Below are 13,877 nucleotides of genomic sequence, written 5' to 3' on the forward strand. Positions count from 1 at the left end.
GGCTGACGAAAGTTCACAAGGGGGTCATTTATGTTTGCACTTGTCTGTTTCCTGATCATGCTGCCAATGATCTTTAGCGTACCGCTGTTATACGTGGGTATGTTACCTCGCTCCCGGCAGCAGCCCGCACTTTTAACCATGAGCGTTGCGTTGATGATGGCGATCGGCTGCTGGTTGGTGTTTGGGAATTACCTGGCGTTTGGCACCAATCTGTTACAGGTTAATCGTTTTGCGGATTTGCTGGGTGGCTTGGTGCAGATGGATTTTTACTTATATGCGATCGCCATGTTGATCGGGACCGTTGTTGGTTTTAAACATGGCCGTTACTTGGTGATTTTTGTGCCGGTTTGGACGGCGTTGGTTTACTGCCCACTCGCGCATTGGCTATGGTCGGATGGTGGTTGGTTGCAGCGACTGGGTGCACTGGATTTTTCCGGCGGTATTGTCGTGCATCTGACGGCGGGGCTGACCAGTCTTGTCTTGGCAAAATCGTTGACCCGCAGTCGTGAGGCGGTTGTGGCGAATGATTTTCGTACAGATTACGCCGCAACGATCATGATACTGGTGGGCTGGTTGGGCTTTAATTTAGCGCCGGTGGGTGGCCTGAATGCCCAGGCTTTGCAGGTGCTGGTCAAAACGCTCATTGCGGTTTTGGCGGCGATTGCCGGCTGGTGCTGGTTGACGTATTGGCAAACGCAATCGGTGAGCTTAGGTGACTTACTGAATGGCATTTTATGCGGATTGGTGACGAGTACGGCTTTGGTCGGCTATGTCGGCGCAGGCACCATGGCCGTAGTCGCCGTTGTTTCCGGCGGGTTATGTCAGACGGCGGTCGTGCAGATGCAACATGCTAAAAGATTCTACGATGCAGTTGATTCTTTTGCGATTAATGCGGTTGGCGGATTGACTGGCGTTATCGGGCTGATTGTGGCGCGAATGGTGATGCGTCAAGATGGTGTCCGTTTTGCCGGCGTGGAGCTTTTGGCGGTCTTGTTGGCGGTCGGTTTGACCGTTGTCGGCACCATTTTGGCTCAGGCTACGGCGCATGTGAGTGAAACCGGCCTGAATCGCTTAACGGTGCGTGACAGTAAGCGTCTGGATTGACTAAGGAGATAAAAACATGAATCAAATCACGATTATTGGTGGCGGGGCAGCGGGAATTGGCGTCGGCGTCATCTTGAAACAATTAGGTTGTCAGCAATTTCAGATTCTGGAGCAAGGTGAGATTGGCGAAAGTTTTCGCAACTGGCCTAAAGAAACCCGATTCATCACGCCATCATTTACCAGTAATGGTTTCGGTATGCCGGACTTAAATGCCGTTACCATGGAGACGTCGCCGGCATATACGCTGGGAACCGAACATCTTAGCGGGCCTCAGTTTGCCGATTATTTGAAGCTGGTGGCAGAGACTTATACGTTACCGATTGCCGAACATACACGTGTTGGCGCCATTACGGCCAACGCCGACAGCTATATCATTGAGACCGATCATGGTGTCGTTGAAAGTAAATATCTGATTATGGCGGTCGGGCAATTTGCTTTTCCGAAGTTAACCGATCACCCTGAAAATGTCATTCACTATCAGCAGGTGCATTCTTGGCAGGATTTGCCAGGGGAAACCCAAATTGTCATCGGTGGCAATGAAAGCGGCGTGGATGCTGCGATCAATCTGGCCACGCTCGGACATAAAGTTTTGATGATCACGGAATCAACCGGCTTAAATGCAGCTTCACCTGATCCCAGTATCCGTCTAGCTCCGTATACCCGGCGCCGGTTCCTGGATTTGCCGCCAGCAGTTGCGGATCGGATCACCTTACAACAAAATGCAACCTTAAAAACGGTGACCAGCGATTCTCCAGCGCAGTATCAGCTGTGGTTTACCGACGGCCGCACCATCACGACGCCATACAAACCGATCTTGTGCACGGGATTCAAACCGGGCCCGCTAAAATTATGGCCGGAACTTTTCGAAAGTGCTGATGGCGAAATCAAGTTAAGTGACGTTGATGAATCGACCCGCGCCAAAAACGTGTTTGTTGTCGGTCCGGACGTTCGCCACCAAGACGCGATCTTCTGCTACATTTACAAGTTTCGCCAACGGTTTGGTGTCATCGTGAATGAAATAGCCGCACGGGAAAAATGGGACATTGGCGATTTTGTAACGGTGAGTCGTGCCAACAGTTTCTATCTTGACGATTGCGACACATGCGATGTGGCGTGCGATTGCTAGGATTTAACGCACCTGCCGCGTCGTTGCATTGCCTGTTGCGCTGAAGACGCGGCAATGCAATGCCCACAACAACCATAAAAAGAAGCCTCCGGACCTATGCACTTGCATAGATTCGAAGGCCTCTTTTGGTTCCCGCGGTATTTTTAGGTTGGGATCTGAAGATGGGATTCCAAGACGTGATTAAGGGTGGGTAAAATTACCGGTGGATATAAGTGTAGCTGCTTGCGCCAGAGATGGTCTGGGTGTTCGGGCCGGTTGGTGAGCTGAAGCCCATGCCGCCTTGAGTGATGGTGACGCTATCGCCGGAAACAGATTGAACGTAAGCAACGTGACCATATTGACCATCAGCAGTCCATTGGCCGCCAACTGATTGGCCAGCAGCGAAGACAATGATTGAGCCGGCTGCTGGTGTGTGGTTAACCGTGAAGCCTGCAGCTGCAGCGGAAGCGCCCCATTCAGCGCCGTTGCCCCAGCCATTGCCTGCCCATGAAGCGACAGACTTAACATACCAGGTGCACTGACCCCAAGGATAAGTGTTGCCTGAAGTACTGTAATCAGCGTGGCTGCCGCTACCTGAAGCGGTGGTGTTGCTGATGACGGATGATGAGGCACCGCTGTTGGAAGAGGTGCTGGTTGTGGAGAGGGTGCTTTGGCTTGAAGCAGCCTTAGTTGTTGAACTGCTGCTGTCGGCACTCTTGCTTGATGCAGAACCGGTTGATGCAGCGACCGTCTTCAAAGCAGCCTGGGTTGCCGCAGCGGTCTTTTCCTGTTCCTGTGCGAACTGGCTTTGCAAAGCAACTAATTCGTCACGGTGGTCATTGATTTGCTTGTTCAAGGCATCTTGCTTGTCGCTAGCTGTCTTTTGCAAGGTAACCAACTGAGACTTCTGGGTTTCAAGCGATGACTTGGTTGAAACCAACGTCTGACGCGCTGTTTCCTGTTGGTTCTTCAATGCTGCCAGTTTATCCTTGGCAACAGTCACAGCGTCCAAAGCTTCTTTGCTGGCTTGGCTGAGTTTGCCAACGGTCATGGTGCGGGCGATCAGGTCTGAAAGACTTTGTGAGTTCAACACGAAGTCAATGTAGACATTACCGCTAACCGAGCTGCCAGCCTTCTTTTGAAGGGAAATCAACTGATCCTTCAAGTTGTTCTTCCGTGCCGTCACATTCTTTTGGGCAGCCGTGATTTGGCCGCTCAATGATTTGATCTGGGCATCGGTTGCACTGATCTTGGCTGTGGCATCACTGATTTGCGAATTCTTATCGTCAATCTGTTTGTTAAGATTGATGACCTCAGTGTTGGCTGCTTCGATTTGTTTTAATAAATCGTTCGTTTCGCTTTTGTTAGAAGCGATGCTGGCACTTGTGTCAGCGAAAACCGGTGTAACGGCGCTGGCAGTACCTGCTAAGGTAACTGCGGCAACCAATGTAATCATAGCTTTATTGAATTTCATTTTGACCTCACCCTTAATTGATTAACTAAAGGCTACTTTACTGTGTCAATGTTACGTCACCATTACAGAACTGTTAGGAGTTGTTCTCAATCTTCATCTGGCGGTCAAATTTACGTGATTTTGGGTTTTTATTCGGCATTTTTGGTGAATTTTGGATGAAAAAAAGCAGCCGCACTCTGCGACTGCATGACAAAATTGTAAGTTATTCGTTGGATTTAAGGGCTTCGACCATGTCAACCCGCTGAAGCCGCCGGTGGGTGAGCCAAGTAACAATGGCCGTAAAGCCGATCATCAGCAGCGTGGCCGTGAGGTAGCCGGTGAAACTGATAGTCAATGGGAAAACGACGTCGGCAGTTTCTGCCTGTTGCAAAATGTACGCCGTCAAAAGATTGCCTAAACCATAACCGAAGAGAATCCCGACAATCGTCTGCACAATACTTTCGCGACTGATGTACATGGTGACTTCACGATCGAAGAACCCCAGCACCTTAATCGTGGACAACTCCCGAATACGTTCGGAAACATTGATATTGTTCAGGTTGTACAGGACCACGAAGGATAAAACGGCACTCAACAGAATGAAGATTAAAACAATCGGATCCAGCATGCCGCTCATGTTGCTAAGCGTCTTTTTTGCTGTGGTGGTGAAGCTGATACCGACAATAGCATGATGGTTCAGAAGACGCTTAGCTAGCCGATCGTTTTGCTTCGTGGTTTGCGGTCGTAAGCGGACGAGCAAAGCGTTGGGATCATTGTGCTGACCGACAAGCTGCTGATAGCTGGTGTTTGAGAGATAGGCAAAATGACCGACATAGTTTTTGGCGATGCCTTTAATCTTAAAGCTATGTTTCTTGCCATCCGTTGTGGTGATTTTTAAGCGATCGCCAGTGCCGACTTTAAGTGATTTGGCCACTTTGCTGGTAATCACGATGCCGGAATGCGGCAACGTCAGCTTTTGGTTGGTTTTGGTTGAGCGGAGGCTGACGTATGGTTCAAGGGTGCTGCCGCTTGATGGAGCAAAGAGGTTAACATCGCTGATTTGGTGACCATTGGCGCTGAGCTTGGCCACGGCACTGCTGACGGCGCCGGCGCTGCGATAGGCATTGCTTTTCTTCAAGACGGTGCGCGCTGCTGTAGGAGTTTTACCATCCGCCAAGCGAGCGATGGCTTGGTAATGAACCACATCATTGTATTGCAAGGTGCCCGTGGCAGTGATGGAATCCTTGATGCCGAAGCCGGTAAGAATCAAAGCCGTTCCGCCGGCAATACCAAGAATGGTCATGATGAGTCGTGATTTATACCGGAAAAGGTTGCGGTAACTGACTTTTTGATTAAAAGAAAGCCGCGACCATAACGGGGTGATCCGTTCAAGTAAAATGCGTTTAGCGGATTTAGGTGCCCGCGGACGCATCAAGGCTGCTGGTTTTTCGGTTAATTCGTTGCGGACAACGATGGTGGCGGCGCCCAACGTGGCAATTAAGGCTAGCCCGATCGACAAGGCAATAAGCGGCCATTGCAGCGTCACGACTTGTTTGAGTGGGATATAGTTTTTATACAAACTCAAGACGATACGCGGAATGCTGAGATTGCCGGCAAAAACGCCGATGACTCCGCCGAATAACCCGGCAAGTGCCGCATAAGCAAGGTAATTCCGAGCAATGGCCCATTTACCGTAGCCGAGTGCTTTAAACGTGCCGATTTGCGCGCGGGCTTCTTCAACCATGCGGCTAACGGTTGTAAAGGTGATGAGGGCAGCCACGAGGAAAAAGAACACCGGGAACACGTTGGCAATTGCGGCAATTCGATCCGCTGATCCGCCGTAGTCACCGAATCCTGGCAGGTCACTACGCGTTTGCCAAGTGAGACTGGTGGTCAGTTGTTTCTGCGCACGCGTGCTGGCTTGTTTTTTCAGCGTCGCTTGTTGCTTGTGAACCGCAGCCTGCGCGGTGGTCGCAGCGGCACTGGCCGGCATACCGGCCGCAGTTGCTTGGGCAGTAGCTTTCTTAGTGGCCGCCTGCACAATTTTGGCTTCGATCATGGTTTGCAAATCTTTTTGTGCCTGGACTTTGACGCGGTGTTTGACTTGTTTCATTTTGGCGGCAACCGCATCTTTGTAAGAAGAACTGAACGTGTCGCGCTTTTGCAGTCCCGGGAAGCGGATGTTCAATTGCGAGGCGACGGGCATGTTCATTTGTTGATCGGGAATATAGGCAAAATACCGGACCGTGCCATCCCCGATATTGGCGGATCCGCGGCTGGTGTCTTCAATGTAGGCCGGCGAGTCCGCGAAGCCAGTGATCGTGTAGGTTCGCCGGTTGAGACCGTTGTTGCGGGCGAATGTGTAATGTTGCCCTAGTTTGTAGCCGCTTTTTTTGGCGACTGAATCCAGTACGATTTCGTTATTGCGGGTAGGCAAGTGGCCGCTGGTCAGATGGAGGCGGTTAATCGTGGCCGTTTTTCGGTAGCCATACAAGGCGACGACATCGCTGGCCTTGCCACCAATTGCGTATTTGAACTTGACGGCCTCTGCCTGGGTGCCGCTAACCGATTGCGCTGCCTTGACCTGGGCGTTGGTGACGCCGGTAGTTGCCAGGAGCTGACTGTCAGCGAGATGATCGGCTTTAACAGTCGTGTTCAAGGAGTCCTTGAGCGCTGGCCCAGTCGCTTTGACCCCGACAAATAAAAGAACGCCAAGCATAATGATGATGACAATTGCGATGAATCGGCCCAATGAATCGCGAATGTTTCGCCAAAGATTTTTTGTTAATGGTTTCAAACTGATCACCTACCACTCAATGTCTGCGACTGGCGTTGGTGCGGCTTCGTCATGAATGCTGCGGACCTGCGCATCATTGATTTCGATAACCCGATTAGCCATTTTGGCAATCGCAGCGTTGTGGGTGATGATCAAAACGGTTTTATGATCTTTGCGGCTGGCATCCTGTAACAGTTGCAGCACTTGCTTGCCGGTCTTGTAATCCAGCGCGCCGGTGGGTTCATCACACAGCAACAGCTTCGGATTCTTCGCCAAGGCGCGGGCAATGGCCACCCGCTGCTGCTCGCCGCCGGAAAGCTGTGAAGGAAAATTGTCCAGCCGCGCGCCTAAACCAACTTGCTGCAACACTGTGGTCGGATCCAACGCGTCTTTCACAATGGAGCCAGCTAGCTCAACGTTTTCCTTAGTTGTCAGGTTCGGGATTAGATTGTAAAACTGAAAAACAAAACCGACATTGTGCCGCCGAAAAGCCGTGAGTTGCTTATCGGAAAACGTCGCAATGTCAGTCCCGTCAATCCAGACTTCCCCTTCTGTGGGCGAATCCATCCCGCCTAAAATATTCAGCAGCGTCGACTTGCCCGCGCCGCTGGGGCCGAGGATAACCGTCAGCTTACCTTGATCCGCGGTAAAATTGATATCCTGATTGGCGGTAATGGTGGTTTCACCCATTTTGTAACGTTTGGATTCATGTTTGACTTCGATATATGCCAATATTAAAAAACCTCCTACAATCGCATTGAGCTGAACAAGTGACTAGGGACTGTCCATAAATTCAACACGTTGTTCATTGAATGACATTATGTTAGATTAAAAGTATTCGTTCAAGCACAGAAACGGAAAATCTGTTTTGAAATGAACACTTTGTTGAAATCATGTTGGTTTAGAGGTGAACGTTGATGTCAGGGACACGGGACAATCGCCGGGTTCAGTATACGGTGAGTCGGTTTAAGACCGCCTTACTGCAGATTTTGGAAACCAAGGCGCTGGATGACGTGACCGTAACGGAGATTTGTCGGCAGGCGGATCTGAATCGCGGAACCTTTTACTTGCACTTCCAGTCGCCCTTGGCTTTATTCGAACAAATTGAAACCGATTTACTCAATGAAATCCAACCGTATCTCAGTGTTAAAATAGACGATATGACCAGGATGTTAGTGCCGATTCTCAAGGTCATTATGCAACATCCGCAAGCCGCAACGATTCTTTTAACCACACCGGATAGTTCGGTTTTACAAAAAATCGTGCGGCCGATTCAGGCACAAACGCAGTCACGTTATCAAACTTGGTACGGCGAGACCGATAAAGATCATCTCGATTATTATTATACGTTCTTCATTAATGGGGCCGTGGGTGTATTAACCATGTGGCTGAAGCATGGCATGCAAGAGCCGCCGGAACAGATTGCGAAGGTGATCGAGAACGTGGTTACCAAAGGGGCTCCGCACTAACTAATTCGTTTATGGGAGAAAAAGATGCGAAATGTAAAATTAATTGCCAGTGATATGGACCAGACGCTGTTAACCAGCAAAGGCGTCTTACCACCGCACTTTGATCGTTACTTACACCGGCTTCATCAGGCAGGCATCGAATTCGTCGCTGCCAGTGGCCGACCGTTATATACGCTGCAGGAAACTTTTCCGCACTTCAGCCAGCACATCTCGCTGGTTTGCGATAATGGCGGCTTAGTGGCAACACATGGCCATATCATCGGAAAAAGTTTGATTTCGGCGGCCAAGTATCGCGAGATTGTGTCCTTCATTCTTGAAAAAACCGATGGCGTCCCGGTGCTATGTGCCTTGGACGCTGCATATATCAATGCGGTTGATGCCAAATACGCACCGGCGCTGCTGCCGTTTTACCACAAACTCAAAAAGGTGCCGAATTTGCTGGATATGTCGCTAGAAGTCGATAAGGTCACGATTTATTTTCCCAATGCGGATAGTCGCAAGAATGCTGATCGCTATTTTCGGCCGGTGTTTGGTCAGGATTATACGGTTCAGGTGAGCGGCGAAACTTGGTTGGATATTCAAAATCTTGGCGTGAACAAAGGCCGCGGGATGCGGATTTTGAGTCGGCATTTTGATATTCCGACTGCCCAGATGATGGCGTTTGGTGATTATGATAATGATATTCCGATGCTGGAGACGGTTGGTTACAGTTATATTATGGCCAATGCGACGCAGGGTATGGCACAGCACGCTAAATATCGTACCCGTAGCAATGATGAATATGGCGTTTTACATGTCATGGATCAAGTCTTGCAGGCGCAGGAAGGCTAGGCGAGCGCATGGCGGCAATCGGGATGCGCGTGGTGATCGGCGGTTATGGGTTTGTGATGCTGCTGGTTGCCTGGCAGGCGTGGCAAGCCAAACAAGGTAACCCGCTTTTCAATCAGCTAACGGCGCTGGCTGCGGTTTTGGTACTGACAGCGGCGGTGATTCCGGATAAGGTCAACGCGGTCATCATTTTGCTGATCGGGTTGCTGGGTTTATCCGCAGTGGCGTGGCTTAATGGGATAGCGATGTATGGCAAGCCGCACGTAAGCCATCACTTGGTAAGGTTATTGGTACATTTGGTTTTGTTTGGGTTGGCGGTTTGGTTGTTATAACTGAATCATTTGTACGATATGCGTTAGAAAAAAACTTCTCAGCAATCATTTGCACATTGCAACATGATCGCTGAGAAGTTTTTTTGTTTGATAATGCCAAAATTTTATTAGAAATAGGCTTGGGCGAATAGCTTGGCGGCCAACAGGAAAGCTAAAACGGCAATGATGACGCGTAGTAACTGCACTGGCAGCCGGCGGGCGATGATGGGTCCAATGTAGCCGCCGATGAAAAGGCCGATGCCGAGGGGGATGACCATGAGCCATTCGATTTTGGTTGTGAAAGCGTAGATAACGGTGGCGATGCCATTGGCCGCAAAGCCGGTCAGATTTTTCATTGAATTGGACACGATGAAGGGCTGATCCACGGTCAGGGTCAACGTTGCCAACATCACGACGCCGGCAGCAGCACCGAAGTAACCGGCATAGGCTCCGGTCACGAAGATAACGATGGTCTGAAGCGCTTCTTGCCGAAACGTCAAGCGGCGCGCCGGTTCATTCGGGTCATGTTCCTGCGTGGGCAGTTTGCCGCTGAACAACAATAACAGGCCCGCGGCAATAATAAAGAACGGCACAATTTTTTCAAAAGTCGATGCAGGCGCAATCAGCAACAAGGCGCTGCCGAAAATGCTGCCGAGCGAAACTAATAGGATGAGTCGCCACAGAAACTTGCCGCGTCCGTGCAATTCAGGCAGGGATGAAACTGCTGAGCCGACACCGGTGAATACCAAGGCGGCGGTGTTGGTCACATTGGCAATCACCGGCGGCACCCCAATGGCCAGCAGCGCCGGGTAAGAAACCAGCGAAGCCAGCCCAGCCAACGTGGCCGTCAAGCCAGCACCGATGCCGGCAATGAGTAGGAAAATAAAAATTGCGAGTGTCATGGATCCTCCTCCAAAAGAATGAGCGTGAGCAGGAGCGCTTAGAAATCGGAGTGTAAGTGGCCTCAAGCCTAAATGGCTGGGTTTTGGCCATTTAGGCTTGAGGTCCTTACACGTAGATTTCTGCGACTGCGAACGCGTTAAAGTGAATGAGCGTGAGCCGGTTTCTGCGCCGGGGAGCGCGTTAAAGTGAGCCTGAGCAAAACCACATAGTTTTATTTTATACGCAAACCAACACCCGTTGTGAGTCATAACCCACACAACTACCGGAACAGAAGGCTACACCATGCGTGCACGGCCACCAACTACTTTGGCGTCAAAGCCTTAATCGTTGCGGTAATGCTGTGGTTCACGGTGTCGGCGTCTAGCGGCTGATTGAAGTATAAAAATCCCAGAATCAAACCACTGGTAGTCGACCAGATAGCTCTTAAAATATCTTCAAACGGCCAGTCAACCAGCACGCCCCGTTGTTTCAGGACGGTTAAATCATGCGTCATCGTCTGCCAATATTGGGCTGTGAAGTTGCCAATGACCTGTTCACGAACCTGCGTGTCATTTAACAATTCCGATAGAACGATTTTGATAATTTGCGCATTCGCCTGCAAAAAAGTAATGCGATCTTTGATTAAAACGGTTAGAAAAGTTTCCAATGACACGTAATCCTGATTCAACCGGGACTTAATGAAGTCATCCAGTTCGGCCGGGAACATCTGGTCGAGTACTGGTGTAATAATGGCATTCAACAAGCCACGTTTGTTGGTGAAGCGACTGTAAATATTACCTTCGGCGACCCCGGCCCGCGCGGCGATTTCCTTCGTACTGGTTGCGGCGTACCCCTTCTCGGCAAACACATCAATGGCGGCGATGATAATCAGTTTCTGTTTAGCCGTGAAATCATTAAATAATTGCGCTTGATGCAACATGTCATCAGTTGAATTGGCCATGTACCAGGATCCCTTCTTAAATTGGATTAAGTGAAAACTTAAAGCCGGCAGTGTGGTTTTATTATAGCACGCGATGAGCGCCGTCAATAGGGGCTTTAGGCAATAAGTTAAGTTAGCCTAACCTTTTTCTTGACCTCGCTTGGGAAGGGTGTATATTTATCTCGGACGATGTTGAGTGATAGCTCAATCGAGACCCAAATTTCAAACCAATGGAAAGAGGGCTTTATATCATGGAAAAAGAAAATAAAAACTCAAAACGTGAGCGGATCATTCACTTTGAAGACACGCCGAGTAAAAGTTTAGATGAAGTTAATGGCAGTGTTGAAGTGCCGCACAATGCCGGTTTTTGGCGGACACTAGCCGCTTATACAGGACCGGGCATTCTGGTTGCCGTGGGGTACATGGATCCCGGTAACTGGATTACCAGTATTGCCGGCGGGGCTTCATTCAAGTACTCATTGCTTTCGGTTATTTTGATTTCCAGTTTGATCGCGATGTTGCTGCAGGCAATGGCGGCAAGGCTGGGAATCGTGACCGGTAAGGACCTGGCGCAGATGACGCGCGAGCATACCGGACGTGTCATGGGCGGATTCCTTTGGGTCGTTACCGAGTTTGCGATTATGGCGACGGATGTAGCCGAGATCATCGGGTCAGCCATTGCGTTAAAGCTGCTCTTCAACATGCCGCTGATTGTCGGCATTATCATCACCACAGCAGATGTTTTAATCCTGTTACTACTCATGCGCCTCGGCTTTCGAAAAATCGAAGCAGTGGTTGCTACTTTAGTCCTCGTCATTCTGCTGGTTTTCGCTTACGAAGTCATTTTGGCCCAACCCAACGTGCCGGAATTGTTAAAAGGCTACCTGCCGCACGCTGATATTGTCACTAATAAATCCATGTTGTACCTTTCATTAGGGATTGTGGGCGCAACGGTTATGCCGCATGATCTTTTCCTTGGATCATCGATTTCCCAGACACGTAAAATCGACCGCAGCAAACGGGAAGATGTCAAACGGGCGATTAAGTTCTCAACGATTGATTCCAACCTGCAACTGACGATGGCGTTTATCGTCAACTCGTTATTATTAATTCTTGGAGCAGCGCTTTTCTTCGGCACCAATAGCTCATTAGGCCGCTTCGTAGATCTTTTCAATGCCTTAAGCAATTCACAGATTGTCGGCGCCATTGCCAGCCCGATGCTTTCCATGTTATTTGCGATTGCATTGCTGGCATCCGGTCAAAGTTCAACGATCACCGGGACGCTAGCCGGCCAGATTATCATGGAAGGCTTCATCCATCTGAAAATGCCGCTCTGGGCACAGCGCATTCTGACGCGGCTCATGTCCGTCACCCCAGTGTTGATCTTCGCCATTTATTATCACGGCAACGAGGCCAAAATTGAGGGCCTGCTGACGTTCTCGCAGGTTTTCCTAAGCGTCGCGCTACCGTTCGCGGTCATTCCGTTAGTGCGTTACACCAGCGACAAAAAGATCATGGGCGAATTTGCCAACCACGCCTGGGTCAAGTGGCTGGCGTGGCTCATCAGTGCGGTGCTCATTATCTTGAACCTTTACTTGATTGCTCAGACGCTGGGTTTTGTTAAATAAATAATGAAAGCATGCAAAAAGGCCACTGGGCGGGATTTTATCCAGTGGCCTTTTGAGTAAACTAGAAAGCGCATTATGGTGAGTACCGAGACTGTGATACGATTTAGCGAGAGAACGATTAAAAAAGGAGGATAATCGCATGACAATCCAAGAAAAATGCACAACGGCGCACTGTATCAGCCAATGGATGCGGATTTGCAAAAAGAACAACTGGCTGACATTGATAAAGTCGCCGTTTATAACCGCATTCCAGCAACCCATCAGGAAGAACGCTTCGCCCAGCTTAAAAAGATGTTTGCTGAAATCGGTGAAAGAAGTTACGTTGAAGCGCCGTTCTATTCTAACTTTGGTGGCGCCCATGTTCATTTTGGCAGTGGTATTTATGCCAACTTCAATTTAACGTTGGTTGATGATACGCATATTTACGTGGGCGATCGAACCATGTTTGGCCCCAATGTAACCTTGGTAACCGCCACCCATCCGATTGATCCGAACCTGCGTGAACAGGGGTACCAATACAACAAGCCGATTCATGTCGGCCGGAATTGCTGGTTTGGCGCAAATGTCACGGTCATGCCCGGCGTGACGGTCGGCGATAACAGTGTCATTGGCGCTGGCAGTTTAGTTACGCATGATATTCCGGCTAATGTCGTGGCATTCGGCTCACCGTGTCGGGTTGTTCGTGAGATTACGGATGACGATCGAAAGACGTATGATCATGGGAAGCCGATTGACATTGAGTCGCTTTAAATGGCAGCACGAACCTTTAGGGGGCTGGACATGACTTTTACATTTGACGGTTTAGTGAAGGAGTCAGCCGAACACGCTGGGCTTAAAAGAAACCAATTCGACAGACAAGATATCGAAGACTATGTGGTTTATAACATCTCAAATATCCAGTCAAGTTTAGAAAATTTGCAGGCTTTTCATACGCTCTCGTCACTGAGCGTTCTCTTTGAAGAATTCGGCGTTCCGTTGAGAATCTCGGTGATGATGAAAGACAATAAAACTAAAGTTGATTATGTGACAGTTAGGTTGTCTAAAGCTGAATACGATGAGGCTTCGCAGAAAGTTAAGTCAATGGTTGAACGTGCTTTGAGGCGAAAAGCGGAGGGAGAAGAGTAGTATTTCTGAAACATCAGTGTTTCGCTGAGTAGACGATCATAATTTTGCTTTCATCAACGTACTCTCACTAAGGTTGTTTTTGGTATAACGCATCAGTGCAATCTTCATCAAATTAATGGTCAAATATGACAGATCTAGATCATGAAAACATCTTTCCGCTAGCTCTTTTTGGTAGTAGAAATGAGTTTTCATGATCTTTTTTTAAGTGCACTTCCATTTCAGAAAGGTTGACACTTAGTTGATCTAGGAGTATTTT

Annotated in this window: 13 protein-coding genes; 8 read left to right on the forward strand and 5 right to left on the reverse strand. The window is 49.3% G+C overall.

All coding sequences use genetic code 11. The annotated features are described in order from the left end of the window. Positions 1 to 30 precede the first annotated feature (30 nt). Positions 31 to 1,104, forward strand: coding sequence for an ammonium transporter family protein (locus LACPH_RS00115; RefSeq protein ID WP_274784078.1), 1,074 nt, complete (start codon positions 31 to 33; stop codon positions 1,102 to 1,104). 16 nt (positions 1,105 to 1,120) lie between these two features. Continuing rightward, complete coding sequence (locus LACPH_RS00120) at positions 1,121 to 2,230, forward strand: NAD(P)/FAD-dependent oxidoreductase (RefSeq protein WP_274784079.1); 1,110 nt, start codon at positions 1,121 to 1,123, stop codon at positions 2,228 to 2,230. Positions 2,231 to 2,426: 196 nt separating this feature from the next. Here LACPH_RS00120 and LACPH_RS00125 read toward each other — a convergent pair whose 3' ends face one another. From LACPH_RS00125 to LACPH_RS00135, 3 genes are all read right to left on the reverse strand, one after another. Further along, positions 2,427 to 3,683, reverse strand: a complete 1,257-nt coding sequence (locus tag LACPH_RS00125; RefSeq protein ID WP_274784080.1) for a cell wall hydrolase P40 — start codon at positions 3,681 to 3,683, stop codon at positions 2,427 to 2,429. 202 nt (positions 3,684 to 3,885) lie between these two features. Continuing rightward, complete coding sequence (locus LACPH_RS00130; RefSeq protein WP_274784081.1) at positions 3,886 to 6,459, reverse strand: ABC transporter permease; 2,574 nt, start codon at positions 6,457 to 6,459, stop codon at positions 3,886 to 3,888. Between the two features lie 9 nt (positions 6,460 to 6,468). Then, on the reverse strand, positions 6,469 to 7,170 hold the full coding sequence (locus LACPH_RS00135) for an ABC transporter ATP-binding protein (RefSeq protein ID WP_274784082.1): 702 nt from the start codon (positions 7,168 to 7,170) through the stop codon (positions 6,469 to 6,471). A 185-nt stretch (positions 7,171 to 7,355) separates the two neighbouring features. Between LACPH_RS00135 and LACPH_RS00140 the strand changes: the two genes are divergently transcribed. Genes LACPH_RS00140 through LACPH_RS00150 form a run of 3 tightly spaced genes read left to right on the forward strand, consistent with a single transcriptional unit; the run spans position 7,356 to position 9,067 of the window. Then, positions 7,356 to 7,907, forward strand: a complete 552-nt coding sequence (locus LACPH_RS00140; protein ID WP_049172009.1) for a TetR/AcrR family transcriptional regulator — start codon at positions 7,356 to 7,358, stop codon at positions 7,905 to 7,907. A gap of 24 nt (positions 7,908 to 7,931) precedes the next feature. After that, on the forward strand, positions 7,932 to 8,738 hold the full coding sequence (locus tag LACPH_RS00145) for an HAD family hydrolase (RefSeq protein ID WP_049172011.1): 807 nt from the start codon (positions 7,932 to 7,934) through the stop codon (positions 8,736 to 8,738). 8 nt (positions 8,739 to 8,746) lie between these two features. Further along, the gene (locus tag LACPH_RS00150) at positions 8,747 to 9,067 is read left to right on the forward strand and encodes a hypothetical protein (protein WP_274784083.1); all 321 of its coding nucleotides are present in this window, start codon (positions 8,747 to 8,749) and stop codon (positions 9,065 to 9,067) included. Between the two features lie 107 nt (positions 9,068 to 9,174). Here the strand turns inward: LACPH_RS00150 and LACPH_RS00155 are convergent, their stop codons facing one another. Next, positions 9,175 to 9,948 carry a sulfite exporter TauE/SafE family protein gene (locus LACPH_RS00155; RefSeq protein WP_047106718.1) on the reverse strand — a complete coding sequence of 258 codons (774 nt, stop codon included), beginning with the start codon at positions 9,946 to 9,948 and terminating at the stop codon, positions 9,175 to 9,177. Positions 9,949 to 10,250: 302 nt separating this feature from the next. After that, a complete protein-coding gene (locus tag LACPH_RS00160; protein WP_049170023.1) occupies positions 10,251 to 10,889 on the reverse strand; it encodes a TetR/AcrR family transcriptional regulator in 639 nt (212 codons plus the stop codon). A gap of 230 nt (positions 10,890 to 11,119) precedes the next feature. Between LACPH_RS00160 and LACPH_RS00165 the strand changes: the two genes are divergently transcribed. From LACPH_RS00165 to LACPH_RS00175, 3 genes are all read left to right on the forward strand, one after another. Next, on the forward strand, positions 11,120 to 12,496 hold the full coding sequence (locus LACPH_RS00165; RefSeq protein WP_306387082.1) for an Nramp family divalent metal transporter: 1,377 nt from the start codon (positions 11,120 to 11,122) through the stop codon (positions 12,494 to 12,496). A 156-nt stretch (positions 12,497 to 12,652) separates the two neighbouring features. Beyond that, positions 12,653 to 13,246: a sugar O-acetyltransferase gene (locus LACPH_RS00170; RefSeq protein ID WP_274784085.1), complete on the forward strand. Its 594-nt coding sequence runs from the start codon at positions 12,653 to 12,655 to the stop codon at positions 13,244 to 13,246. Positions 13,247 to 13,276: 30 nt separating this feature from the next. Continuing rightward, a complete protein-coding gene (locus tag LACPH_RS00175; RefSeq protein WP_274784086.1) occupies positions 13,277 to 13,621 on the forward strand; it encodes a hypothetical protein in 345 nt (114 codons plus the stop codon). Positions 13,622 to 13,877 lie beyond the last annotated feature (256 nt).

This window comes from Lacticaseibacillus parahuelsenbergensis (genome assembly GCF_030770265.1).
Classification (GTDB): Bacteria; Bacillota; Bacilli; order Lactobacillales; family Lactobacillaceae; genus Lacticaseibacillus; species Lacticaseibacillus casei.